Source organism: Yersinia frederiksenii ATCC 33641 (genome assembly GCF_000754805.1).
GTDB lineage: Bacteria > Pseudomonadota > Gammaproteobacteria > Enterobacterales > Enterobacteriaceae > Yersinia > Yersinia frederiksenii.
In genome coordinates this window covers 844,420-869,506 of the sequence record NZ_KN150731.1, presented here as the reverse complement: position 1 = coordinate 869,506, position 25,087 = coordinate 844,420, and the positions used below count along the sequence as shown (strand labels likewise).

Here is a 25,087-nt window from a genome sequence, read left to right as displayed (position 1 = left end):
TTTTGTCAGGGAACAATAGAGGTGGTTAACAACCGCTATTATTCTTTAAAATCATTAGCATCTAGCTCATGGCGTGACAACAGTTTGTAAAATTCAGTCCGGTTACGCCCAGCCATCCGTGCCGCCTGAGTCACATTGCCTTTGGTGATTTGCAGTAGTTTACGCAAATAATTCAACTCGAATTGATTACGTGCCTCGACAAAGGTCGGTAATGCCGTGTTTTCCCCTTCCAGCGCCTGTTCAACCAGCGCTTCACTGATAACCGGGGCTGAGGTTAATGCCACACATTGTTCAATTACGTTCACCAACTGGCGCACGTTACCTGGCCAACTGGCGGTCATCAGCCGTTTCATGGCATCAGTTGAGAAGCTACGGACAAAGGGCTTATGGCGTTTGGCTGATTCACGTAACAAATGATTAGCCAGCAGCGGAATATCTTCTGAGCGCTCATGTAGCGCCGGAATTTTTAGATTGACGACATTCAAACGATAGTAGAGATCTTCACGAAATTCATTCTTTGCCATCGCTTTTGGCAAGTCACGGTGGGTGGCTGAAATCACGCGCACATCAATACTTAGATCACGGTTGCTGCCCAATGGACGCACTTTTCGCTCTTGCAATACTCGCAGCAGTTTCACCTGCAAAGACAGCGGCATATCGCCGATTTCATCCAGAAACAGTGTGCCACCTTCAGCAGCCTGAAATAGCCCTTCACGGCTACTCACCGCCCCGGTAAACGCCCCTTTAGCATGCCCAAAGAGTTCTGATTCCAGTAACTGTTCGGGTAATGCGCCACAGTTTATCGCGATAAACGCTTTTTTTGCCCGTGGGCTGGCAGCATGAATAGCTTGAGCCAGCACCTCTTTACCGGTGCCACTTTGCCCATTAATCAGTACGCTGACATCAGATTGCGCCACCATTTTAGCCTGCTCAAGCAAGCGCAACATCACCGGGCTGCGGGTCACGATCTCTTCACGCCAGGTATCATCTCCGGCAGGAATAGAAAGCTCTAAAGCTGCATCGATAGCTTTATATAAAGCATCGCGATCCACTGGTTTAGTCAGAAAACTAAACACCCCCTGCTGAGTGGCAGCGACAGCATCCGGAATTGAGCCGTGGGCGGTCAAAATAATCACCGGCATACCCGGTTGATGCTTCTGGATTTCAGCAAACAGGGCCATACCGTCCATTTCATCCATCCGTAAGTCACTGATAACTAAATCAATCTTCTCACGCAGTAACAGACGCAATGCTTCCTGCCCGCTTTCAGCGGTGGTGACATTAAAACCTTCACTGGTTAAACGCATCCCCAGCAGCTTAAGTAAGCTGGGGTCGTCATCAACCAGCAGTAGATTGGCCGGTTTGCGTGGCGTCATGGGATTCCTTATTAGTCACAGGTGGGACATCCGTTGGCGGTACGACTGGTGGTGTGTAAGTATCAGCCGGTTTTTCTACCGATTGCGGCGCAGGTTTACTCTCTATCTGAGGTTCTGCAGGTTTAGCTTCCGCTGGCTTAGTTTCAGTTGGTTTGGCCTCCGCGGGTTTGTTTTCCGCAGGCTTGGTTTCAGCTGGTTTAGCCTCTAGCGGTTTGTTTTCTACCGGTTTAACTTCAGCAGGTTTGACTGGCTCCACTTTGGGCTGAGGTTTCGGCACCGCTGATGCGGGGGCTTTGCTATCAGCATCAGTCTCAGGAATTTCATTTTGTAGCTGCTTGCGCGATGAAAGCTGGCGCTCAATGTCCGTTAGGTTTTCTAACTTACGGGTGGTGTCCAGCAAGTTGTATTGCAAGCGAACCTGGCTCTCCCGCAGCCTATCAATCTGTGCGTCTGATTCCTCTTGCAGGCGCTGATAGCGCGTGCGCTCTTCCGCCAGCGAGATGCGCAGAACCTGCTGCTCACGCCATAGTTGAATCAGTGGGCGTACCGCACCAGGGAAGCTTTGGCTATAACTGTTCAGCCGTTCAACCACCTGACGACGCTCCGCAATTGACGGCTCCGAGCTGCTCAGCAAAATGCCCTGTTTAAAGGCGGCTGACCATGTCACTACCGGTAATGTTTTCGCTAATGCCCGTGCTTGAGTTGAGCCCAGTCGCTCAGCACAATCCATCGCTCTTAACCAGTAGAGGGAGTTTTCAAGTGTCTCTTTATCATCAAGATCCCACAGTACATCACAGGACAAGGTTCGATAATCGACGATTTTCGTTTCCGGTATCACCATTTGGACCGCCTGCGAAAAACGGCCAGCGCTCGGATTATCACTACACCCTGTCAGTAATAGAGGGGCCAGCAATAAAGCTCGCCAAAAAATACTCGAACCCATCCTGCCCGCAGGCATAACTGCCGCAGTTGAGGTTGTTGATGTTAAAAAGGCGGTCTTTTTAATGATGCTACCCATAGACCATTTGTACATTATTTATTCATTCTCAGCGGTTAATGGCAATTCAATACGGAAACAGACTGGGGCGTAATCAACGGACACCAATTGCAAGTCGCCCTGCATACGTTTGATACAGTCCTGAGCAATACTCAGCCCCAACCCGCTGCCTTTGACGGCCCCTTTTCGCTGATGGCTTCCCTGGAAAAAAGGCTCAAATATCATGGTTTCTTCTGATACCGGGATCGACGCCCCAGTATTAGCGATATCAATTTGCACGCGGTTATTCACCTGACGGCTACGAATCCAAATGGTACCGGATTCCTCGCCATAGTGCACCGCATTGGAGTAGAGATTATCTAATACTCGCATCAATAATGTTGGATCTGCCCAACAAATGTCCGCCTGAAGATCCGTCTCAGTACGAATCATCTTTGCTCGGGCTGGCAGACTGTGGGCCGCAATCACATCTTCGACCATTTCGACCAGTTCAACATTTTCAAGTTCACCGGGGCCATCAGCCAACTTGCGGTTATAGTCTAATAATTGCTCAATCAATAATTGTAGATGGCGGCTACTGTTATCCAGGATAGCAACCACCTCTTTTTGATCTTGAGTCAATGGCCCGGCAACCTCATCGGCTAACAATTCGGTTCCTTCGCGCATACTGGCTAATGGCGTTTTCAACTCATGCGAGATATGGCGCAAGAACTCATGACGTTGTGATTCTAGCCAGGCTAAACGTTCACTAAGCCAAATAATACGTTGTGCTAATGAACGTAACTCACGCGGCCCTTTGAACAAGGCGGTATTCCCCAGCGGTCGCCCTTCTCCCAGACGATTAATCATTCGTTCAATGCCTTTAACTGGCCCGATAATCATACGGGTGAATAACACCACCAGCAGCACACTGACCAAAAACAGCAATAGGGATTGCCAGCCAAAGAATTGCCCACGCTCGGCGATATCTTTCTGTAATTGCTGACCACGAGAGAAGATAACATCACGGGTGGCTTGCACCATTTCAGCATTTGAGCGAGAAAACTGCTCTAGCAAGATGGCAGCATTCTGTTCCGGGCCACTGTTTTTACATTGAATATCAGAAAGTTGAGTCAACAGGTCACGCAGAGTCTGGTAATAACGAGCATCAGGCAGGATAGGTGCATGGGTATCAAGCATCTGAGCATACTGTTTACGCTGATGCTGATAGAGCTTGGCCAGTGTTGCATCATCTAATACACAGTATTGACGATAACTGCGCTCCATTTCGAGTGCCACACTGGTCATAGCCTCACTGCGCCGGGCATCAGCCAACGTAGTGCGGTTAATATCAGCCGCTTGGGTACTCAGGTGGTCAAGACTTTGATAAGCCTGGTATGCCAGCACCAATAAAGGGAGTAGCACCAACAGAAACGCCATGAGCACCAATTGACGTAAAGACCGAGGGAACAAACGCCATCTTTTCAACGAAATCATCTCATTACCTATCATTCTGTTGTGATGCTAACTGACTTTGTCAGGATTACAATGCCTGTTATCCAATTAACGCCGTCATACCCAAAGTAGAGATAAAAAAAAAGCACTTGGCATTGAGCGAAGTGCTTTTAATTAATGTGCCTGGTCCATTATCGTCAGAATCATCATCAGACCTGCTTTTATAATAAGTTGCAGCGAAAATGGAGAGCATTATCTAGCTTAAAATAACTGTCTTTTACAACCATCAGATGTGACAACGGGGCAATAAATTGCCCCGTCGCAGAATATGTGGATGCCCTTAAACATCGTCTCCAGTTTGATGAAGCCGAGGCAATCATCGGGAGGATGAGACGAATAGCATCCAGACATGTCCAAAATTGATGAACCATTCATCACAGTAGGACATAGGCGGCGCCTCACTCAACGTGTCGTCCGATGTTTGATAATGTGCATTCACACAATATCGGTTTAGGTGGACGATAGGCACCAGTCTTAGGCATCATTCGGTGGCTTATGAAGCGCATATTCCGCTTTACGGCGGGACTATCATAAAAAGTGAATGAGCAACTGATAGAGATAATGCAGGTAGCGTGCCAATTCTGATGAAAATAAATTAAGACATTGATTATTAATGAAAATAAAATTTATCAACAAATTTTAGCCATAAACACATTAGTCAAATCGAGTGATTAACCCCGCTTTTGTCGCTATTACCCGACACACAATACCCATTAAAATAAAGTAGCTATAAATCAATTAGTTAAATGTCTCTTTTTTGAGACAGTTAATATCTCTGTTGTCGCAATTTCCCGACAAAAAATTAATAACCTTTAAAATCAGATAATTAATTAAAGTTAGGTCTGATATTACCGTCCTGTTTCTCTTTCACTATCAGCCCTTACTTCACGCGACAGGCAACTGATTAAATAATTATCACGTTATAAATTATGAGATTTAATCACTGCAGCAAATGAGTCACGCTCATTATCTGGCTCTGGTCGCTGATGAACAGGTCGCCAAAGTTCAGAACACCAACAACGGCTCATGCCCATAGAGGTGACGGAGTTTCACTGACCTATTATTAGGAAGGTACTCATATGCAAATCAGCTATATCGCTTTGATCGGTACGCTGCTGACAAGTTTCTTTGCCACCGCCCAACCGCCTCCCCTCGATTACCTCCATGTAAACCTGATGTCATTCAGTAAAAACCCCAGCTCTGATAACTTTTCTGTATATGGCATTCAAACAAACTATTGGCTCGAAAATAGTCAGGGGGAAATTCCCATGACGGTAACAACGCAAGAGAATTTACTGATCACAGTTTATATCTACGATCAATATAACAATGAAAAAGCGCAAACTGCCACACTGATTAATAATCGTGCCAAGGGGATGACTTTACTATTAGAGGATTTTTCCGCCGGAAACTATCGGTTAGTGGTGACATCATTAAATACGCAGCATCAACTTGTGATTAAAACTTACTATATGGCATTAACGAATATGACCAGTGAGGATTTGTCTTATTAATATTGCATTATCATACAAAGGAATATAACTATGCTAAAAACCACTGCCCTTTTACTTTCCAGTTTTGTCCTTTTCGCTCCCCCATCGGCATCGAGCCTAGATAAGGCTTTCAGTACAATAACACCCCACAACTTCATTAATACTGGCCAGACATATCTACCCGCGATAAGCCATGATAGTCGTTATTTAATTAATTATAATAGCCATGATGACTTCCCTGACTTTACTCTCACTTTAAATTATTCATTTTATCATGCGGAAATTTATGAATATGGCATTTCATTTTCGCTGGAATCAGAAGCAATGTTAAATTACAACGCATCTATCTTCAACAGTAACAATATTGAAATGGATAATGAGACTGGTTTTGTTAATAACAGCAAAAAAGAGGTGAATTTAAAAATGCTCAATGTTCAACCAGGGACATATCAATTCATTATTGAGATTATTGATAATAAAAAGCAGATGAAAGAAATGGCTCACACCATAATTATTCCATAAATAATGAAGAATCGCATACGAAAAAAAGGGGGCGTAATGCCCCCTCCATTGATTAACCCAATTGCTTACGTGCATTACGGAACATGCGCATCCACGGGCTATCCTCACCCCACTCTTCCGGATGCCATGAGTTACTCACAGTACGGAAAACACGCTCAGGATGCGGCATCATCACGGTTGCACGACCACTAACACTGGTCACCGCCGTAATACCATGAGCTGAACCATTCGGGTTAGCTGGGTATTGCTCGGTTACCACACCTTGGTTATTCACAAAGCGCAATGCCACCAGATTGCTCTGTTCTAATGTTGCCAAATGTGCAGCATCACGGACTTCCACTCGCCCTTCACCATGTGAAACAGCAATTGGCATACGGGAGCCGGCCATATCCTGCATAAACAGTGATGGGCTATTGGCCACTTCAACCAGACTGAAACGTGCTTCAAAGCGATCAGACAGGTTACGGACAAAACGTGGCCAGTGCTCAGCACCGGGGATAAGCTCGCGCAAATTAGACATCATCTGGCAACCGTTACAAACCCCCAGAGCCAGTGTTTCAGGGCGCTGGAAGAAAGCTTCAAACTCATCACGCACGCGGTTATTGAACAAAATGGACTTCGCCCAGCCTTCCCCAGCCCCCAGTACGTCGCCGTAAGAGAAACCACCACAAGCCACTAAAGTCTGGAAGGATTGCAAGTCCGTGCGCCCCGCCAGCAAGTCACTCATATGCACATCGACCGCATCAAAACCGGCACGGTGGAAGGCGGCCGCCATCTCAACATGGGAGTTAACCCCTTGCTCACGTAGCACCGCGACTTTTGGTCGCGCCTGCTTGATGATATAAGGTGCAGCAATATCTTCGGCAGGATCAAAGGTCAGTTTCACATTCAAGCCAGGGTCACGTTCATCCTGTTTCGCCTGATGTTCTTGATCGGCGCAGTCTGGGTTATCACGCAGACGCTGCATCTGCCAAGTGGTTTCAGCCCACCATAAGCGCAGAGTGCTACGTTTTTCGCTGTATACCACCTCAGTATCACTGCGGATATCAAAACTATCCCCCTCAACAGCACGGCCCAGATAGTGAACACAGTTCGCCAAACCATGGTCTGCCAGCACTTTTTCTACCGCGGCTTGTTGCTCGGCACGCACCTGAATCACTGCGCCCAGTTCCTCGTTAAACAGCGCAGCCAGAGTATCATCACCTAAGGCCTGAATATCCGCTTGTACACCACAATGACCGGCAAAGGCCATTTCAGCGAGAGTTACCAGCAAACCACCATCAGAGCGGTCGTGATACGCCAACAGAGCCTGATCGGCAACCAAACGCTGCATCGCATTGAAGAAGCCAGCCAATTGCTGCACATCGCGCACATCAGCAGGTTTATCCCCGAGCTGACGATAAACCTGTGTCAGTGCGGTGGCCCCCAGAGCATTGTGACCTGCGCCTAAATCAATCAGCAACAGGGCATTATCACCCTTATCCGTACGCAATTGCGGTGTGACGGTATGGCGGACATCTTCGACACGAGCAAATGCGGTAATCACCAGTGACAGCGGCGACGTCATTTCGCGCTGCTCGTCACCTTCCTGCCAGCGGGTTTTCATCGACATAGAGTCTTTGCCCACCGGGATGGTAATATCCAGCGCTGGACATAACTCTTCACCCACGGCGCGTACTGCTTCATACAAGCCAGCATCTTCCCCCGGATGCCCGGCTGCGGACATCCAGTTAGCCGACAATTTAATGCGTTTGAGTTCGCCAATTTGGGTCGCAGCAATGTTAGTCAGTGCTTCACCCACAGCCAGACGGGCAGAGGCGGCGAAGTCCAGCAAGGCCACTGGCGCACGTTCACCCAATGACATCGTTTCACCATAGTAACTGTCCAGACTGGCACTGGTGACTGCACAGTCAGCCACCGGAATCTGCCATGGACCTACCATCTGATCACGAGTCACCATACCGGTTACAGTGCGGTCGCCAATGGTGATCAGGAAGGTTTTCTCCGCCACCGCTGGCAAATGCATAATACGTTTTACTGCATCAGCAATGCTGATTTCAGTCCGTTGCAGTGCCTCACCCTGAGCCTGAAGGCGGGTAACATCGCGCAGCATTTTCGGGGTTTTACCTAACAGCACATCCAGCGGCATATCGATTGGCTGATTGTCGAAATGGCGGTCATTCAGGGTCAGATGCATCTCTTCGGTGGCTTCACCGATAACCGCATAAGGAGCACGTTCACGGCGGCAAATCTCATCAAATTGCGCCATCTGCGCAGGAGCAACTGCCAGAACATAACGTTCCTGAGATTCGTTACACCACACTTCCAGCGGGCTCATGCCCGGCTCGTCGTTAAGGATGTCGCGTAGCTCAAAGCGACCACCACGGCCACCATCGCTGACCAACTCCGGCATGGCATTAGACAAGCCGCCCGCGCCAACGTCATGAATAAACAGAATCGGGTTATGGTCACCTAACTGCCAGCAGCGGTCGATCACTTCCTGACAACGACGTTCCATTTCTGGGTTATCGCGCTGGACTGAAGCAAAATCCAGATCCGCATCTGATTGGCCAGAGGCCATGGAAGAGGCTGCACCGCCGCCCAAACCGATATTCATCGACGGACCACCGAGCACCACCAGCTTGGCACCGACCACTATCTCGCCTTTTTGCACATGGTCAGCTCGGATATTACCAATCCCACCAGCCAACATGATTGGCTTATGGTAGCCACGCAACTCAGTGCCGTTATGGCTGTTGACGCGCTCTTCATAGGTACGGAAGTAGCCCAGCAGCGCCGGACGACCAAATTCGTTATTAAATGCCGCGCCGCCCAATGGGCCTTCGGTCATGATATCCAGCGCAGTCACAATGCGGTCCGGCTTGCCGAAATTCTCTTCCCACGGCTGTTCAAAGCCTGGGATACGCAAGTTAGAAACCGAGAAACCCACCAATCCAGCTTTAGGTTTTGCACCACGCCCGGTGGCACCCTCATCACGGATTTCACCACCAGAACCGGTAGCAGCACCCGGCCACGGTGAAATTGCCGTTGGGTGGTTATGGGTTTCAACTTTCATCAGGATATGTGCCGCTTCCTGATGGTAGCCATAAACACCGTTTTCCGGTGCGGCAAAGAAGCGCCCAACCTGAGAACCTTCCATCACCGCCGCATTGTCTTTATAAGCAGACAGCACGTAATCCGGTGTATGTTCAAAGGTATTTTTAATCATTTTAAACAGTGTTTTAGGCTGAGCCACACCGTCAATTATCCAATCCGCATTAAAAATTTTATGCCGGCAGTGCTCAGAGTTGGCCTGAGCAAACATATACAGCTCAATATCTGTTGGGTTGCGCCCAAGGCCAGTAAAGGCGGCCAGCAGATAATCGATTTCATCCGGTGCCAGTGCCAGGCCCAATTTAGCGTTAGCCTGCTCCAGTGCACTGCGACCTTGAGCCAAAATATCCACCCGTTGTACCGGGGCTGGCTGATGATGAGAGAACAGTTGCTCGGCTTGCTGCAAATCGGTGAAGACCGTTTCCATCATGCGGTCATGCAGCAGTGCTGATAATTGTTGCCATTGGCTGTCATTCAGATCTGGGCTCTGGATATAGAAAGCCAGACCGCGCTCCAAACGCAGAACCTGTGGCAAAGCACAGTTATGTGCAATATCCGTCGCTTTGGAAGACCACGGAGAGATTATCCCCGGTCTTGGCGTCACCAGTAATAGACGCCCTTGCGGCGCATGTTCAGGGAGAGATGGCCCATATTGAAGCAGCCGCTGGAGTCTGGCGTGTTCATCAGCACTCAGTGGGGCGCTGACATCGGCAAAGTGAACATATTCGGCGTAGATATCATCAACCGGCAGGTTAGCGTCCTGGCAACGGGACAGCAGTTTGGTAATGCGAAAAGCCGACAAAGCGGGCGAACCACGCAGTATTTCCATAATCTAAGTTTCTCTCGTCTTCGAAGCGACTGGAACAGCACTTCATTGGGCGCAACAGGGGAAAACGCGCGCCATTATAGTGAATCTAAGCCTCCGACGAAACCGTTTGCGTATCTATTATTAATAATTGCGTAAGAAACCTCTGCCAGCGATATGCATCGAATAGCAGATAAATAAGCACGCAATAAAGTTGCACACTGACGATTTGTTGCGCAAAATGCCACTCCACTGGGGATTTAACCATGTCGATTTCTGCTTTACGACACACATATAAAGAGCGCTGCCGAGAGATAACTATTTGACGCGCATAAAATTAAATTACTTTGTTATCGGTGTAGTTGCCATCCTTCTGGCTCTCGCGCTGTGGCCCAATATTCCTTGGCGCAATGGCCAGGAGGGGCAACTGGACCGTATAAAAGCCCGTGGTGAACTACGAGTTAGCACAATAAGTTCACCACTGATTTACTCTACCGGAAAGGATGGCCCTTCCGGTCTCGACTATGAGCTGGCAAAACGTTTTGCTGACTACCTAGGGGTGAAGTTGGTGATGACCCCACAGCATAATATTAACGATTTGTTTGATGCTTTAGATAGCGATGATGCTGACATGCTGGCCGCCGGGCTGATTTATAATAGTGAACGCCTTAACCGGGCGCGCACCGGCCCTGCCTACTATTCTGTATCGCAACAATTGGTGTATCGGCTGGGTCAGCCACGACCAAAATCATTCAGTGATTTAAAAGGTCAGTTGATTGTGGCCTCCGGCTCGGCCCATATGACCACCTTGAAGCAGCTTAAACAGACCAAATATCCGGATCTTAACTGGGGTTCATCCATTGACCGTTCCGGAAAAGAGCTACTGGAGCAAGTTGCCGACGGTAAGCTCGACTATACCCTTGGCGACTCAGTCACCATTGCCCTACTGCAACGCATCCATCCGCAATTGGCGGTGGCTTTCGACGTCACGGATGAAGAGCCAGTAACCTGGTATTTCCAGCAAAGCAATGATGACAGCCTGTATGCAGCCATGCTCGACTTCTACAGCCAGATGGTAGAAGACGGCAGTTTGGCGCGTCTGGAGGAAAAATATCTGGGCCATGTCGGCAGCTTTGATTATGTCGACACCAAAACTTTCCTCTCTGCCATCGACAATGTATTGCCCTCTTTCCAGCCGCTGTTTGAAAAACATGCGGGCGAAATCGACTGGAGGTTATTGGCCGCAATTGCTTATCAGGAATCTCACTGGAACCCGCAAGCAACCTCGCCCACCGGGGTTCGAGGTCTGATGATGTTAACCCGCGCCACCGCCAGTGGGTTAGGGGTCAAAGATCGGGTTGATCCCGAGGAGAGCATTAAAGGTGGTTCGATATACTTGCAGCGACTGATGCAAAAAGTACCCGACACCATCCCGGAAGATGAGCGAATCTGGTTTGCATTGGCGGCCTATAACTTGGGTTATGGTCATATGCTGGATGCCCGCCGCTTGACCAAAAATCAGAATGGCAATCCGGATAGCTGGGTTGATGTCAAAATGCGGCTGCCGATGTTGAGCCAAAAGCGCTACTACCCAAGCACCACTTATGGCTATGCTCGCGGGCATGAAGCCTATAATTATGTCGAAAACATTCGTCGTTATCAGGTCAGTTTAGTGGGATATTTGCAGGAAAAAGAGAAGAAAGCAGCCCAACATGCGGCTATTGAAGCAGAACTGGGCAAAGCTTATCCGGTGGTTGGGCCCGGTTGGTCAATCAATAATTAAGTCATTTATTATCAGTTACAGCACGCTTCAAGGCTTTTTGCTGTTCACGACGCTGGCGGAAGAATGCACTCAACTGGTGGGAACAGGCGTCAGCTAGCACGCCTGAACACACCTCTATCTGATGATTCATCCCTGGATGACGCAAGATATCCAGCAGTGATCCGGCAGCACCGGTTTTCAGATCATTTGCGCCATACACTAAGCGGCGGATTCGGCTATGCACCATGGCACCGGCACACATCACGCAAGGTTCCAGAGTGACGTATAAGGTGGCATCTATTAAGCGGTAATTTTGTACTGCCCGCCCGCCCTGGCGTAGCGCCATGATTTCAGCATGCGCTGTGGGGTCATTATCTCGAATCGGCCGGTTCCAACCTTCGCCAATCACCTGATTATCCAGCACCAATATTGCCCCTACCGGTACTTCGCCCTCTTCTTGCGCGCGTAATGCTAATGCCAACGCGCGCTGCATCCAGTACTCATCACTGTATTCAGCCGGCGAATCACATTCAGAAGACAAATTATTATCAGTAGACACATTAACCTCTCTGGCACTTTTGCGGCGTGCATTATACACAGCCATCGCCGCGTCTAACCAATATAAAGTAGCTCAGCACATAATGATCAGCTAATGTTTCGACAGGATAGCAATCACTCGTGCTAAGGGAAGCCAGACAAATGAAACTCAGCAAAAAAAATGCCGCCATTGTGCGCAAAACCCTCAATGGGTGGGTCAACGAAGGGGTCATTGAGCAGGAAGAGCATCAGCGCCTATTGGCAAAGATTGATGTCCAGCCTTTCGACTGGCGACGGCTAGCGGGTTATGCCTTTCTTGCCGCATTGGCATCACTGGTCATCGCTATTGGCAGCCTTATGGCGGATACCTTCTTATTAGCCTGGATTAGCCAGTTCTTCCGCTTTGATCCTCCAGTACGTGTGGTTGTTACTGGCCTATTAGCCGCCGCTTTTTACGGCTGGGGTTTTCACCGCCGTCGGCAAGACGCCAGCAAGATCTATAGCAATGAAGCGGTATTATTTCTTGGCGTGATTATGACCGCCGCGGCCATCACTCAACTTGGCATGTGGCTAGATAATGGCAGTGGCCGAGTTTCGGTATTGTTGCTACTCGGCACGGTCATCTACGCGCTGGTTGGCTGGTTTGGTCGCTCGCCACTGGTATGGCTGTTTGCCTTGCTTTCGTTGGGGAATGCCTTTGGTGCAGAAACCGGCTATCTGTCTGGTTGGGGCGCTTACTGGCTAGGTATGAGCTACCCTATCCGCTTTATTGCCTTCGGTTTGTTGATTTGTGCCTCGGCTCTAGCGTTGCAACCTCAACTGGCCGCTCGCAGGCTCGACCGAGTTTCACAGGCTATGGGGCTGCTTTACCTGTTTATTGCCCTGTGGCTGCTGTCTATTTTTGGCAATTACGGCGATATAGACCATTGGTATCAAGTGCGCCAAATTGAGCTGCTTCATTGGAGCTTCTTGTTTGCCATCGCAGCCGGTGTGGCTATCTGGCTGGGGCTAAAACGAGATGATGCCATGCTGCGCGGCTTTGGCCTGACATTCCTGGCCATCAATCTCTATACCCGCTTTTTCGAGTTCTTTTGGGACGCGATGCCAAAAACCATTTTCTTCTTGCTGCTGGGCATTAGCTTATGGTTGCTTGGCAGGCATGCCGAACGGATATGGCGATTAGGGCATCATGAGGATGATGTGACGCACTAGACGTGTAGGTCAACCTAAAGCCATTGGAGTTGCAGGTAGGCAGCCCGCGAATTCATCCCGATGAGCTTACTCAAGTAAGTGATTCAGGTGGATGAGAGCAGCTAGCAACCCTGCAACTTCAAGGGCAAAGGATTATTCCAACTGCTGCAATTCACCCGTCTTACTCACCCGCCAGCGATGTTCGCAGAACTTTAGCAGCGGGTTATCCTGCTTACTGTCGCTGTATCCACTGTAAAGTTTCAATGGCGACCCCAAGCGCTGTTCCAACTGCACCACTTTCTCTGGCCCTAAACAGCGCAGTGGCAATACCCAGCCGCCATTGCGTCGTGCCATACGGCTCCCGACCAGCCGCAGGTGGTGAATAAATTCTGAATCGTGATAAACCTGTTCAACTAACCGCTGTGGCGATCCGGTGATCAACCATACCTGAGCATCAGTACTGTCCAGATATTGACGTAAACGCATCATGACTACTGGAAATTCCGTTACCTTCTGCCGAAAATCATTCACAAAACGCAATTCCAAGTCTTTCAGATGTGCTTCAGATCGCCCGAAAGTTATCGCCCACAGCAACAAGCTTATTGGCCACCGAGCACAGCGCCCTCCCACCAATAACCCTAAACCAATCACCGGTAGTAACGGAATGACCAACAATAGATTCAGGGGCAAATGACGCAACAAAAAACGCAAAAAGCTGCCAAACATATCCTCCTGATGCAAAGTGCCATCTAAATCAAAGAAGACCACACGTTGGGTACTTTCGGACGGCGACTCAGCCGGGTGCTCAAAGGCCGATGTGGCGTGCTTTGCACTCAAAACGTAACTCCTATTGTTAAATCTCATGTGAATCTTACAACGCTGCGCGCAGATAGCCATTATGCTGCTGTAGACTCTGACGCGCTTGCTCGGCACTGACGTCTTTTAAGATCATCAAAATAGCCGGTTTGACTTCAAATTCAGTTTGCGACAACGCGTGTTCAGCCTCAACACGGCTGGCACCCGTGGCTTCAACCACAATGCGGCAAGCACGATCGACTAATTTCTCATTAGTCGCTTTCACATCAACCATCAAATTTTGATAAACCTTACCGAGTTTGACCATCACGCCAGTGGATAACATATTTAGCACTAACTTCTGGGCTGTCCCCGACTTCATGCGAGTAGAGCCGGTAAGCGCCTCCGGCCCGACAACAGGAGAAATCGCCACTTGAGCTTCTTGTGCAATAGGGGAATCCGGATTACAGGAAATTGCCGCTGTCGGGCAACCGAGTTGACGGGCATAACGCAGCGCGCCAATAACATAAGGGGTACGACCCGAGGCCGCCAACCCAACGACCATATCCGTTGGCGTCAGTTTTAAATCTTGCAGATCTCGTTCACCGAGTGACATGTCATCTTCAGCACCTTCTACCGCTTTGAGCAATGCCCCCGGACCACCCGCAATCAATCCGATGACCATACCATGAGGGACACCAAAGGTTGGCGGACACTCAGAGGCATCCAAAACCCCAAGCCGCCCACTGGTTCCCGCACCAAGGTAAATGAGCCGCCCACCTTGGCTTAAGGCGGTGGCGGCAAGATCAACGGCTTGAGCAATAGCCGGGATCACCAAACGAATCGCTTCGGGTACTTTACGGTCCTCATCATTAATGCAGGCTAACATCTCCAATGTAGAGAGTTTATCCAACTCCATCGTAGCCGGATTGCGACTTTCAGAAATCAAAGCGCCCAAATTCATGATTTTTTCCTCATTGGATTTTTAACTCATCATAATTTAGTTGTCATTGAAAGGGATCAAAAACACCTATTTTCTTGTTCCAATCATCGGATTCACTTAAAAAAAGAGTGCTATGCTCTATGGCTTGGTCTTTGACTTAATTATTTATGGGTATTATTACCAACTTGGCAGAATAACTTCCCTATTCAGGAACTGATTTATGAGCAGCCTTCTTCGCATCCGTCAGCTCTATCCCACACTGGCACATAATGATCGTAAGTTAGCTGATTTTCTGCTGACCAATCCCGAGCTGGCACAGCACCTCAGTTCACAAAAACTGGCACAAGAAACTGGCGTCAGCCAATCGGCGGTGGTCAAATTCGCCCAGAAGTTAGGTTATAAGGGCTTCCCGGCATTAAAGCAGGCTCTCGGTGACATTGTCGCCGCCCCCGAGCAAGCCGTTACCCTCCACAACCAAATTTTGAGTACTGACAGCTTAAAAATAGTCGGCGAAAAGCTACTCAGTGAAAAAAGCGCCGCATTACGCGCAACTTTGGATATCAATAGTGAACAGCGCCTTGCCCAAGCACTGGAAATGTTAAAAGGCGCGCAAAGAGTGATTTTAACGGGCCTTGGTGCTTCTGGATTAGTGGCGAAAGACCTTGCCTATAAACTATTGAAAATTGGTGTAATGGCGGTTTCTGAAACTGATATGCATGCGCAATTAGCTGCAGTACAGGCACTGGATACGCGGGATTTGCTTCTGGCTATTTCATTTAGTGGTGAACGCCGTGAGATCAATTTGGCGGCAGAAGAAGCCCAGAGATGTGGCGCCAAAGTACTGGCACTGACCAGTTTTACGCCAAATAGCTTGCAGCAACGCGCGGACCACTGTTTGTATACTATCTCAGAAGAACCGGTGATTCGCAGTGCCGCCATTTCTTCCAGTACCGCGCAATATGCACTAACAGACCTGCTGTTTATGGCAATGATCCAGCAAAATCTTGAAAGTGCTCAGGATCATATTAAACACAGTGAAGCGCTGGTGAAAAAACTGGTCTAAGGACTCCAGAGGGGTATAATCCTGCGCTGTTGAGAATACTCAAGCTTAAGGTAAGAGAAATCATGGCCCTGTTAATCACTCGTAAATGTATTAATTGCGACATGTGCGAGCCGGAATGCCCCAATGAGGCAATTTCCATGGGTGCAGAAATCTATGAGATTGACCCAACACGCTGCACAGAATGCGTTGGTCATTACGAAACCCCAACTTGTCAGTTGGTTTGCCCCATTGATAATACCATTGCTATCGATCCTGCCTGGGTTGAAACCAATGAACAGCTGTGGGATAAATTTGTCCAACTGCATCACGCTGATCGCCTGTAATCTCTGCGGTTCCTCTATGCAGCGAATTATCAGTGCCTCCACTGAAGCACTGATAATTAAATCAACTTAATAATCAATCTACGGCTAAATAAACAGGCTGATCAACAGCACCATCGCCAGACCGACTACTGAGTTAGTCAGTTCAAGCAAGCCCCAGGTTTTCAGCGTGTCTTTAATCGACAAATCAAAATAGCCTTTGAACAACCAGAATGATGCGTCATTGATATGGGTGAAGGTATTAGAACCTGCGGCTGTCGCCAGAACTAACAACGCCGGGTCCACTGACGTAATGGTATGGGTAACTGGGTCCATGACTGCGGCACCAATAATCCCCGCAGCGGTCATTGCCGACACCACACCCTGCCCGGTAGACAAGCGGATAAGCACTGTAATCAGCCAGGCCATGATATAAGGCGACACGCCACCAGCTGACATCAACATACCAATAGTGTCACCAATCCCGGTATCAATGATGACTTGCTTCAGCGCACCACCGGCACCAATGATCAAGATGACCATGGCTATCCCTTTAACCGCCCCTTCAAATGAGTGCATGACCCATTCCATCTTATGACCACGCCCGGTGCCGAAAAGAACAAAGGCAACCAGCATCGCGATAAACATGGCAATCGGCGATGACCCCAAGAAGTTGAGGATGGTGTACGACGTTGTCCCTTTCACTAACCAGATGTTGGCGACTGTCGTAAAAATCATAATAAAAGCAGGGATCAACGGGACTAAAATTGAAGTACCGAATGACGGCAAATTATTTTCATCAATAGGATCATCCGACTTTAAGAAAGTCGGAATTGGCCGCTCTAAGTTACCCAAGAATTTCGGCAAGATCAGACCGGCACAAACTACGGAAGGAATGGCAACCAAAACACCGTAGATATAAACCATCCCCATATCCGCGCCATAGGCACTAACCAACGCAACCGGCCCCGGCTGTGGTGGGAAAAGTGAGTGCGCAGTAGTGGCAGCAGCAACAGCCGGAATGGCCAGTTTGAGGAATGGGATCTTGGCTTCGACCGCAATCGCGATGATCAGTGGCGCTAAAATAATAAAGGCAACTTCATAGAACATTGCCAAACCAAAGATCAGACCAATGATGATGACGGCAAACTCAACATACTTCAGCCCAAATCGGCGCAATAGTGTCTGAGCTATCTGATGAGCAGCACCAGAATCGACCATGAGTTTGCCGATAACGGCACCAAACACCACAATTATTGCCAGTTCACCGAGCGTGCCGCCAAACCCCGCTTTAATGGTGTGCAGAAGTTTGAGCAGGTCCATGCCAGCGAGAGTCCCCACCAACAGAGCCGCTAACAGCAATGCAATCATTGAGTTAATCTGATAGCGGATATTGAGCACTAGCATTAAGCCAATGCCCAATACCACCCATAGGATATTGATCCATTCCATCTTTTATTTCCCCAGTAGTTAAAAATTAATTTTTTCTAGTATCTCGATTCTTATATTGGTCAGACCAAAGCCAGTAACTTTTGTGGCTAAAAAAACGCCTGTATAGCTTGATTTTTTGCTTTCATTTGGAAATCACATGAGCAAATTACTCACTGCATCTAACTATTTGGTATTACAAGTAGCATTAATTGGACGACCAAATGAAGTATTGGTTAACCAACTTGTCGAACAGATCGCAAAATTAAGATTTATTCTAGGGATTTTCTTAATAGCCGAGGGACCGAGTACACCATTTATGGGTAGAAAAAGAGAAAGCAGTGATAGAGTGCGAACCGATGGCAGGAGAGAGTAAGCAACAAAAAAAAAGGGCGGCATTTTCATGCTCGCCCTTCCGTTCCTAACCACTTTATTTTACTAAAGAGGGTCGTTTCAGTTTTTAATAATGTTAGCTTTCAATAATGACGGTTGCACAGGCATAACGCCGCTCATCAGCTAGAGTCACATGCAACGATTTGACGCCCAGTTCGACCGCCAATTCTGCCGCACGTTGATGTAAACGCAGCGTCGGCTTACCCAATGCATCGTTAACCACTTCGAACTGATTAAATGCCAAACCATTACGGATACCGGTGCCAAAGGCTTTAGCGGCCGCCTCTTTAACAGCAAAACGTTTAGCCAAAAAACGAATCGGCTGCTGATGCTGCTGATAATGTTGCCATTCAGAGGGGCTGAGAATACGCCGCGCCAGTTTTTCCCCCGTACGCTCAACCACCGCTTCTATTCGGGAGATCTCAACAATATCAGTGCCTAAGCCCAGGATAGCCATTAACGACGCGCTTCCCGCATCAATACTTTCATCTCGGTGACCGCGGTAGCAAGACCAGACATGACCGCCTGACCAATGATTGCATGACCAATATTTAGCTCATGCATTTCTGGTAAGGCCGCTATCGGCTGCACATTGTGGTAGGTCAGACCGTGGCCCGCATTCACTTTTAGCCCTTTACCGGCGGCATAAGTTGCAGCCTTCGCGATCCGCACTAATTCGGCCTGCCGGGCTAAATCTGAAGTGGCATCTGCGTAAGCACCCGTATGGATTTCAATATAAGGCGCCCCGACAGTCACTGCGGCATCAATCTGGCGCATATCAGCATCAATAAATAGAGAAACCAGAATACCCGCCTCGGATAATCGGCTAACTGCGATGGTCATTTTATCAATTTGACCCGCAACATCCAGCCCACCTTCGGTAGTCACTTCCTGGCGTTTTTCCGGTACTAAACAGCAAAAATGGGGTTGCAACTCGCAAGCGATATCTACCATTTCATCGGTCACCGCCATTTCCAAATTCATGCGAGTCTGGATGGTTTGACGCAAGATACGCACATCTCGATCAGTAATATGACGGCGGTCTTCACGTAAATGTACTGTAATACCGTCAGCACCAGCTTGTTCGGCGATAAAAGCGGCCTGAACAGGATCGGGATAAATGGTTCCACGTGCATTTCGTAGCGTCGCAATGTGATCAATGTTAACGCCCAGCAACAAATCAGCCATAACAGCCCTCCAGATAGGGATACATCTTGAAAGATGACGGGTATAAGTGCCTCGCAGTTTACACCGAGTAGAGTGCCAGCGGATAGGTTACAGAATGGGAAAGTTGAAGGCGGGCAGTGTAAACCGTGGGGATATAGGCGCTAGGGTAAGGGTTCGGCGGGTGGTTTAATGACAAATTGGCGAAACAGTTCGCGACTTTTTAGTGGCTTACCGCCTAGATAAGGTTTCAAGGCAATACGCGTAAATCGCTTGGCGGCGCGCAATGTATCAGCATCAGGAAATTCACGATTTGCCAGAGCCAATAATTGCCGGCCAGTAAAACTGTAGTGATCGACCACCAAGCTGGCAATAAAGCCTTTCTCTTCCCGATACCGGTAGGTCATGCTGTCTGATACTGGCTGACCGCTGCCCGCGCAATGGAGAAAATCAACGCCATAACCCAGATGGGCCAGTATCGCCAATTCAAACTGACGCAACGCATATTCAGGCGAGCCATCACTACCCGCTAATGATTGCAAACAATGCAGATAATCGAAGAATAAAGCAGAGTAATTCGTTTGATGTTCCAGCACCCGCGAGAGCAGCTCGTTGACATATAAGCCGCTGTACAACATAGAGCCACTCAATGGGAGAGCGAGGGATACCGGTTCAGCACTGCGTAATGTTTTGACTTCACCACGCCCCGTCCAGCGGACCAGTAATGGTGTAAAAGGCTGCAAGCAGCCTTTTAAATTGGAGCGACGACCCCGCGCACCTTTAGCTAATACCCGCATGCGGCCTTCCCCTTCAGTGAACAAATCCAGCATTAAACTGGTCTCACTGTAAGGTCGCCCATGCAGGACAAATGCGCGTTGCCAACCTTCCATAGGCGAACCTTATTTCAGGTCGTCGGTATAGCCTAAGCTGCGCAATGCACGTTCATCATCTGCCCAGCCTGATTTCACTTTCACCCACAGCTCAAGATGCACCTTGGCGTCGAACATTTGTTCCATGTCTTGACGGGCTTCGATACCGATGGTTTTGATTTTTGAACCTTTATTGCCGATGACCATTTTCTTCTGGCCTTCGCGCTCAACCAAAATCAGCCCGTGGATGTTATAGCCACCGCGTTCATTGGGTACGAACTGTTCAATCTCAACCGTCACCGAGTAAGGCAATTCCTCCCCCAAGAAACGCATCAGTTTTTCACGGATGATTTCTGACGCCATAAACCGCTGCGAGCGGTCAGTGATGTAATCTTCCGGGAAATGATGTCCAGCCTCTGGCAAAATCTTGCGCACGATGCTGGCAATAGTATCTACGTTCATGCCTTTTTCGGCGGAAATTGGCACAACATCAAGGAAATTCATCTGCTGGCTAAGGAACTGAATATGTGGCAACAGTTTGGTTTTATCCGTCACGTTATCCACTTTATTGATCGCCAATAACACTGGGCACTTCAGACTGCGTAGCTTATTCACTACCATCTCGTCATCAGCAGTCCAGTTCGTTCCTTCAACTACAAAAATCACTAATTCCACATCACCGATAGAGCTGCTTGCTGCGCGATTCATTAAACGGTTAATCGCGCGTTTTTCTTCAATATGCAGCCCTGGGGTATCAACATAAATAGCCTGGTAAGGCCCTTCAGTATGAATGCCCATAATACGGTGACGTGTGGTTTGCGGTTTACGTGAAGTGATGGAGATTTTCTGCCCCAACAATTCATTCAACAAGGTAGATTTACCCACATTTGGGCGACCTACAATAGCAATAAAACCACAATACGTTTTTTCTACTTCGCTCATTCAAGCTCCAACTGTTTCAGCGCTTGTTCCGCTGCCGCCTGCTCAGCTTTACGGCGACTTGAGCCGGTACCTATAACCGGTTCATTCAAGCCACTCACCTGGCAGTGGATAGTAAATTCCTGATCATGTGCTTCTCCACGAACCTGCACAACCAGATAAGAAGGCAATGGCAGATGACGGCCCTGCAAATATTCTTGCAAGCGCGTTTTGGGGTCTTTCTGCTTATCACCTGGGCTGATTTCCTCTAAGCGACTGCGATACCAGTCGAGAATCAGCCGTTCAATTGTATGAATATCGCTGTCTAAGAATACGCCGCCAATTAAGGCTTCCACTGTATCTGCCAGAATTGATTCGCGACGAAAACCGCCGCTTTTCAATTCGCCCGGCCCAAGGCGTAAACATTCACCGAGGTCAAACTCACGGGCCATTTCGGCGAGTGTATTACCTCTTACCAATGTTGCTCGCATCCGACTCATATCCCCTTCATCGACACGAGGGAAACGGCGATACAACTCATTGGCAATAACGAAACTTAATATAGAGTCACCCAGGAACTCCAAACGCTCATTGTGTTTGCTACTGGCACTACGATGAGTCAGTGCTTGTAGCAAGAGCTCCTGCTGTTGAAAAGTGTAGCCCAGCTTCCGCTGTAGCCTATTTATTACGATGGGGTTCATGAGTTACCAATAGATCAAGAATGCGTCAAAAACTACAGCAGACGGAACAGGTCTGATTGGCAAAAATTACCAAGACAAAACTGTTTCGTTTGCAGTGGCCCCCATAAAAGAGCCAACTCTTATCGCTCGAAAGTTTATTCTACAACGAGTGGAAATATAATGCTGCGTTTAAATACCCTGCTTACTTGAAGTTACAGCGGTGTTAGCTGCTCTTACCCACCCAAGTCACTGACTTTTGTCAACTCATTGGGTGAGTTATTTGCTGTCTGGCTGTAACGTTAATAACTTTGGGCTTAATCGGTATTAATGAATTCCACCAATCCGACTTAAACGTACTCCCGTTGGCCACTCACCTTCTTGCTTTTCAAAACTCATCCAAATAGCCGTGGCTTTACCCACTAAATTACGTTCTGGCACAAAACCCCAGTAGCGGCTATCTGCACTATTATCCCGATTGTCGCCCATCATAAAATAATGGCCTTCAGGAACAACCCAAACCCCCAATGGTTGATTAGGTTGCTGATAATAAGCGCCGAGCTGCTCCTGACGCCCAGGGACTGTCAGAATTTGATGTGCCACCGGCCCAAGGCTCTCGGTACGTTCGCGTAGACGCACACCACCATCTGGCACAGCCTGATCAGTCGGGATCTGGAAGAACCCGGCAGAGGCCTCGCCATTACCGCTATAACTGAATGTCTGCACAAAGACACTTGGCGCAGACGGACTGTAAGTAATTGGCAGTGCGCTGTCACAAGAGGTACCGGTATTACAAGCTGGTTGAACCGTCACTTCTTTGCTGATTGGATTATAACTTACCCGGTCACCCGGCAACCCCACTACACGTTTGATATAGTCTAACCGTGGGTCTAGTGGATATTTAAACACCGCGATATCACCGCGTTTAGGATGTCCCGTAGGAATCAACGTGGTCTGAGTAATAGGGTCTTTAATACCGTAAGCAAACTTCTCAACCAGAATAAAATCACCGATCAATAGCGTTGGCATCATCGAGCCAGAAGGAATCTGAAAAGGTTCGTAAATAAACGAACGCACGATGAATACCAGAGCTAACACCGGGAACACCGAGGCGCAAGTCTCAATCCAGCCCGGCTGTTTTGCTGCCGGTGCCAAAGTCTTGTTATCTACAGCGCTACCCGTTTGTGCCTTAATCGCCGCAGTTTGCGCATTAACAGCCGCAATTTTTGCCTGACGGGCCGGGCCCCATTTAAAACGCTCGAAGCACCAAATAACCCCAGTCACCAACGTTGCTATCGCTAAAATCAAGGCAAACATGTTAGCCATCAAAACTCCTTATTTACTGTCTTTTCCGACATGCAGAATAGCCAGGAAAGCTTCTTGCGGTAATTCAACGTTACCGACCTGCTTCATCCGTTTTTTACCATCTTTCTGTTTCTGCAGAAGTTTCTTCTTACGGCTAACATCACCGCCATAACACTTCGCCAGCACGTTTTTACGTAACTGTTTCACAGTTGAGCGGGCAATGATGTGATTGCCAATAGCCGCCTGAATCGCAATATCAAATTGCTGGCGTGGGATCAGCTCTTTCATTTTTTCAACCAAATCACGACCACGGTACTGAGCATTATCACGGTGAGTAATAAGTGCCAGCGCATCTACGCGCTCATTGTTGATTAACACATCAACACGCACCATGTCAGAGGTCTGGAAACGTTTAAAGTTGTAATCCAATGAAGCATAACCACGAGATGTCGATTTCAGGCGGTCGAAGAAGTCGAGCACCACTTCAGCCATCGGAATCTCATACGTCAATGCCACTTGGTTACCGTGGTAAACCATATTGGTCTGCATACCGCGTTTTTCAATACACAATGTAATGACGTTACCGAGGTATTCCTGTGGCAACAACATATGACATTCAGCAATAGGTTCGCGCAGTTCTTCAATATTGTTCAGTGCCGGAAGCTTAGAGGGGCTATCAACATAAATCGTTTCCTGAGCGGTCGTAATCACCTCATACACCACTGTGGGTGCCGTGGTGATAAGCTCCAGATCGTATTCACGCTCCAAGCGCTCCTGAATGATTTCCATATGCAACAAGCCAAGGAAACCACAGCGGAAACCAAAACCTAATGCAGTCGAACTCTCTGGTTCATAGAACAAAGAGGCGTCATTAAGACTCAACTTGCCCAATGCATCACGGAAAGCTTCATAATCATCCGAGCTAATGGGGAATAGACCGGCGTAAACCTGTGGTTTTACTTTTTTAAAACCAGGTAAAGATTTTTCAGCCGGGTTACGGGCTAATGTCAGCGTATCGCCGACTGGCGCACCCAGAATGTCTTTTATTGCACACACCAACCAGCCTACTTCACCGCAATTGAGTACATCACGGTCAACACGTTTTGGTGTAAAGATACCCAGGCGATCCGCGTTATAGCTTTGGCCGGTACTCATCACCTTAACTTTATCGCCTTTACGCAGCGAACCATTCTTGATGCGGATTAATGACACCACACCCAGATAGTTATCAAACCATGAATCAATAATCAGTGCCTGCAATGGCCCGTCTGGATCACCTTTAGGCGGTGGGATATCACGAACTAAACGCTCGAGAATGTCAGGAACACCGACGCCAGTTTTTGCCGAGCAACGGACGGCATCAGTTGCATCGATACCGACAATATCTTCAATTTCTTCAGCAACACGCTCAGGATCGGCTGCTGGCAAGTCGATTTTATTCAGAACTGGAACCACTTCCAGATTCATTTCCATCGCGGTGTAACAGTTCGCCAGCGTTTGTGCTTCCACGCCCTGCCCTGCATCAACCACCAATAAAGCCCCTTCACAAGCCGCCAATGAGCGGGAAACTTCATAAGAGAAGTCAACGTGACCGGGAGTATCGATAAAGTTAAGTTGATAGGTTTGACCATCTTTAGCGTGGTAATCAAGTGTCACACTCTGTGCCTTGATAGTGATACCGCGCTCACGCTCTAGATCCATGGAATCCAGTACTTGAGCGGCCATTTCACGCTCAGATAAACCGCCACAGATCTGAATAATACGGTCCGACAGTGTCGACTTACCGTGGTCAATATGGGCAATAATAGAAAAGTTTCTTATGTGCTTCATTTATATGAATTTTTCTCTAGTCGTTGTCTTTAATTAATTATTGGTGGACACAGCGATGGACTCAAACCCAAAACTACCCACATAAATATGCACGCATCTTACACTGTAAGTC

22 protein-coding genes are annotated in these 25,087 nt (G+C 48.3%); 7 read left to right on the top strand and 15 right to left on the bottom strand.

Annotation, left to right across the window (positions count from 1 at the left end):
* Window positions 1-38: 38 nt before the first annotated feature.
* The 3 genes from glrR to DJ58_RS17725 form a co-directional block, all read right to left on the bottom strand.
* Window positions 39-1,376, bottom strand: a complete 1,338-nt coding sequence (gene glrR / locus DJ58_RS17715) for a two-component system response regulator GlrR (protein WP_032910729.1) — start codon at window positions 1,374-1,376, stop codon at window positions 39-41.
* Complete coding sequence (gene qseG / locus DJ58_RS17720; RefSeq protein ID WP_074010233.1) at window positions 1,339-2,334, bottom strand: two-component system QseEF-associated lipoprotein QseG; 996 nt, start codon at window positions 2,332-2,334, stop codon at window positions 1,339-1,341. The genes glrR and qseG overlap by 38 nt, the downstream gene beginning before the upstream one ends.
* Window positions 2,335-2,412: 78 nt before the next feature.
* Entirely contained in the window at window positions 2,413-3,849 is a 1,437-nt protein-coding gene (locus DJ58_RS17725; protein ID WP_032910731.1) for a sensor histidine kinase, read from the bottom strand.
* A 1,097-nt stretch (window positions 3,850-4,946) separates the two neighbouring features.
* On the opposite strand from DJ58_RS17725, the gene DJ58_RS17730 reads away from it, so the two are divergent.
* Both DJ58_RS17730 and DJ58_RS17735 read left to right on the top strand, forming a co-directional pair.
* Window positions 4,947-5,381 (top strand): hypothetical protein, encoded by a 435-nt coding sequence (locus tag DJ58_RS17730; RefSeq protein ID WP_004707953.1) that lies wholly within the window; start codon window positions 4,947-4,949, stop codon window positions 5,379-5,381.
* Window positions 5,382-5,411: 30 nt separating this feature from the next.
* Window positions 5,412-5,882 carry a hypothetical protein gene (locus tag DJ58_RS17735; protein WP_004707955.1) on the top strand — a complete coding sequence of 157 codons (471 nt, stop codon included), beginning with the start codon at window positions 5,412-5,414 and terminating at the stop codon, window positions 5,880-5,882.
* 52 nt (window positions 5,883-5,934) lie between these two features.
* Here the strand turns inward: DJ58_RS17735 and purL are convergent, their stop codons facing one another.
* Window positions 5,935-9,825, bottom strand: coding sequence for a phosphoribosylformylglycinamidine synthase (gene purL / locus DJ58_RS17740; RefSeq protein ID WP_004707956.1), 3,891 nt, complete (start codon window positions 9,823-9,825; stop codon window positions 5,935-5,937).
* 298 nt (window positions 9,826-10,123) lie between these two features.
* Between purL and mltF the strand changes: the two genes are divergently transcribed.
* Complete coding sequence (gene mltF / locus DJ58_RS17745) at window positions 10,124-11,584, top strand: membrane-bound lytic murein transglycosylase MltF (protein ID WP_004707958.1); 1,461 nt, start codon at window positions 10,124-10,126, stop codon at window positions 11,582-11,584.
* 1 nt (window position 11,585) lies between these two features.
* Here the strand turns inward: mltF and tadA are convergent, their stop codons facing one another.
* Window positions 11,586-12,161 (bottom strand): tRNA adenosine(34) deaminase TadA, encoded by a 576-nt coding sequence (gene tadA / locus DJ58_RS17750; protein ID WP_004707960.1) that lies wholly within the window; start codon window positions 12,159-12,161, stop codon window positions 11,586-11,588.
* A gap of 101 nt (window positions 12,162-12,262) precedes the next feature.
* Between tadA and DJ58_RS17755 the strand changes: the two genes are divergently transcribed.
* Window positions 12,263-13,312: a DUF2339 domain-containing protein gene (locus tag DJ58_RS17755; protein ID WP_004707962.1), complete on the top strand. Its 1,050-nt coding sequence runs from the start codon at window positions 12,263-12,265 to the stop codon at window positions 13,310-13,312.
* 132 nt (window positions 13,313-13,444) lie between these two features.
* Here DJ58_RS17755 and yfhb read toward each other — a convergent pair whose 3' ends face one another.
* Entirely contained in the window at window positions 13,445-14,128 is a 684-nt protein-coding gene (yfhb, locus tag DJ58_RS17760) for a phosphatidylglycerophosphatase C (RefSeq protein WP_370447124.1), read from the bottom strand.
* 34 nt (window positions 14,129-14,162) lie between these two features.
* Window positions 14,163-15,053, bottom strand: coding sequence for an N-acetylmuramic acid 6-phosphate etherase (gene murQ / locus DJ58_RS17765; protein ID WP_256593536.1), 891 nt, complete (start codon window positions 15,051-15,053; stop codon window positions 14,163-14,165).
* A 196-nt stretch (window positions 15,054-15,249) separates the two neighbouring features.
* On the opposite strand from murQ, the gene DJ58_RS17770 reads away from it, so the two are divergent.
* Window positions 15,250-16,092, top strand: coding sequence for a MurR/RpiR family transcriptional regulator (locus tag DJ58_RS17770; RefSeq protein WP_004707968.1), 843 nt, complete (start codon window positions 15,250-15,252; stop codon window positions 16,090-16,092).
* Window positions 16,093-16,154: 62 nt separating this feature from the next.
* A complete protein-coding gene (locus DJ58_RS17775) occupies window positions 16,155-16,415 on the top strand; it encodes a YfhL family 4Fe-4S dicluster ferredoxin (protein WP_032910733.1) in 261 nt (86 codons plus the stop codon).
* 84 nt (window positions 16,416-16,499) lie between these two features.
* On the opposite strand, the gene gntP is transcribed toward DJ58_RS17775, so the two are convergent.
* Entirely contained in the window at window positions 16,500-17,843 is a 1,344-nt protein-coding gene (gntP, locus tag DJ58_RS17780; protein ID WP_004707972.1) for a gluconate permease GntP, read from the bottom strand.
* A gap of 136 nt (window positions 17,844-17,979) precedes the next feature.
* Between gntP and DJ58_RS17785 the strand changes: the two genes are divergently transcribed.
* Window positions 17,980-18,195 carry a hypothetical protein gene (locus DJ58_RS17785; RefSeq protein ID WP_032910734.1) on the top strand — a complete coding sequence of 72 codons (216 nt, stop codon included), beginning with the start codon at window positions 17,980-17,982 and terminating at the stop codon, window positions 18,193-18,195.
* Between the two features lie 93 nt (window positions 18,196-18,288).
* Here DJ58_RS17785 and acpS read toward each other — a convergent pair whose 3' ends face one another.
* From acpS to lepA, 7 genes are all read right to left on the bottom strand, one after another.
* Window positions 18,289-18,669 (bottom strand): holo-ACP synthase, encoded by a 381-nt coding sequence (acpS, locus tag DJ58_RS17790; RefSeq protein ID WP_032910735.1) that lies wholly within the window; start codon window positions 18,667-18,669, stop codon window positions 18,289-18,291.
* Window positions 18,669-19,400, bottom strand: a complete 732-nt coding sequence (gene pdxJ, locus DJ58_RS17795) for a pyridoxine 5'-phosphate synthase (RefSeq protein WP_004707973.1) — start codon at window positions 19,398-19,400, stop codon at window positions 18,669-18,671. Before pdxJ ends, acpS begins: the two co-directional genes overlap by 1 nt.
* Window positions 19,401-19,540: 140 nt before the next feature.
* Window positions 19,541-20,266 (bottom strand): DNA repair protein RecO, encoded by a 726-nt coding sequence (recO, locus tag DJ58_RS17800; protein ID WP_004707975.1) that lies wholly within the window; start codon window positions 20,264-20,266, stop codon window positions 19,541-19,543.
* A gap of 9 nt (window positions 20,267-20,275) precedes the next feature.
* Window positions 20,276-21,187, bottom strand: coding sequence for a GTPase Era (gene era, locus DJ58_RS17805; protein ID WP_032910736.1), 912 nt, complete (start codon window positions 21,185-21,187; stop codon window positions 20,276-20,278).
* A complete protein-coding gene (rnc, locus tag DJ58_RS17810) occupies window positions 21,184-21,864 on the bottom strand; it encodes a ribonuclease III (RefSeq protein WP_032910737.1) in 681 nt (226 codons plus the stop codon). The genes era and rnc overlap by 4 nt, the downstream gene beginning before the upstream one ends.
* A gap of 303 nt (window positions 21,865-22,167) precedes the next feature.
* Window positions 22,168-23,166, bottom strand: a complete 999-nt coding sequence (gene lepB, locus DJ58_RS17815; RefSeq protein WP_032910738.1) for a signal peptidase I — start codon at window positions 23,164-23,166, stop codon at window positions 22,168-22,170.
* A gap of 9 nt (window positions 23,167-23,175) precedes the next feature.
* Window positions 23,176-24,975 carry a translation elongation factor 4 gene (gene lepA / locus DJ58_RS17820; RefSeq protein WP_004707982.1) on the bottom strand — a complete coding sequence of 600 codons (1,800 nt, stop codon included), beginning with the start codon at window positions 24,973-24,975 and terminating at the stop codon, window positions 23,176-23,178.
* Window positions 24,976-25,087: the final 112 nt, after the last annotated feature.

Excerpts from the sequence above, each read along its gene's own strand:
- qseG (WP_074010233.1), bottom strand. The coding sequence starts at position 2,334 with ATGCCTGCGGGCAGGATGGGTTCGAGTATTTTTTGGCGAGCTTTATTG.
- pdxJ (WP_004707973.1), bottom strand. The coding sequence starts at position 19,400 with ATGGCTGATTTGTTGCTGGGCGTTAACATTGATCACATTGCGACGCTA.
- lepB (WP_032910738.1), bottom strand. The coding sequence starts at position 23,166 with ATGGCTAACATGTTTGCCTTGATTTTAGCGATAGCAACGTTGGTGACT.
- DJ58_RS17775 (WP_032910733.1), top strand. The coding sequence starts at position 16,155 with ATGGCCCTGTTAATCACTCGTAAATGTATTAATTGCGACATGTGCGAG.
- recO (WP_004707975.1), bottom strand. The coding sequence starts at position 20,266 with ATGGAAGGTTGGCAACGCGCATTTGTCCTGCATGGGCGACCTTACAGT.
- DJ58_RS17730 (WP_004707953.1), top strand. The coding sequence starts at position 4,947 with ATGCAAATCAGCTATATCGCTTTGATCGGTACGCTGCTGACAAGTTTC.
- DJ58_RS17770 (WP_004707968.1), top strand. The coding sequence starts at position 15,250 with ATGAGCAGCCTTCTTCGCATCCGTCAGCTCTATCCCACACTGGCACAT.
- acpS (WP_032910735.1), bottom strand. The coding sequence starts at position 18,669 with ATGGCTATCCTGGGCTTAGGCACTGATATTGTTGAGATCTCCCGAATA.
- DJ58_RS17755 (WP_004707962.1), top strand. The coding sequence starts at position 12,263 with ATGAAACTCAGCAAAAAAAATGCCGCCATTGTGCGCAAAACCCTCAAT.
- purL (WP_004707956.1), bottom strand. The coding sequence starts at position 9,825 with ATGGAAATACTGCGTGGTTCGCCCGCTTTGTCGGCTTTTCGCATTACC.
- lepA (WP_004707982.1), bottom strand. The coding sequence starts at position 24,975 with ATGAAGCACATAAGAAACTTTTCTATTATTGCCCATATTGACCACGGT.
- glrR (WP_032910729.1), bottom strand. The coding sequence starts at position 1,376 with ATGACGCCACGCAAACCGGCCAATCTACTGCTGGTTGATGACGACCCC.
- era (WP_032910736.1), bottom strand. The coding sequence starts at position 21,187 with ATGAGCGAAGTAGAAAAAACGTATTGTGGTTTTATTGCTATTGTAGGT.
- DJ58_RS17725 (WP_032910731.1), bottom strand. The coding sequence starts at position 3,849 with ATGATTTCGTTGAAAAGATGGCGTTTGTTCCCTCGGTCTTTACGTCAA.
- rnc (WP_032910737.1), bottom strand. The coding sequence starts at position 21,864 with ATGAACCCCATCGTAATAAATAGGCTACAGCGGAAGCTGGGCTACACT.
- gntP (WP_004707972.1), bottom strand. The coding sequence starts at position 17,843 with ATGGAATGGATCAATATCCTATGGGTGGTATTGGGCATTGGCTTAATG.
- DJ58_RS17785 (WP_032910734.1), top strand. The coding sequence starts at position 17,980 with ATGAGCAAATTACTCACTGCATCTAACTATTTGGTATTACAAGTAGCA.
- DJ58_RS17735 (WP_004707955.1), top strand. The coding sequence starts at position 5,412 with ATGCTAAAAACCACTGCCCTTTTACTTTCCAGTTTTGTCCTTTTCGCT.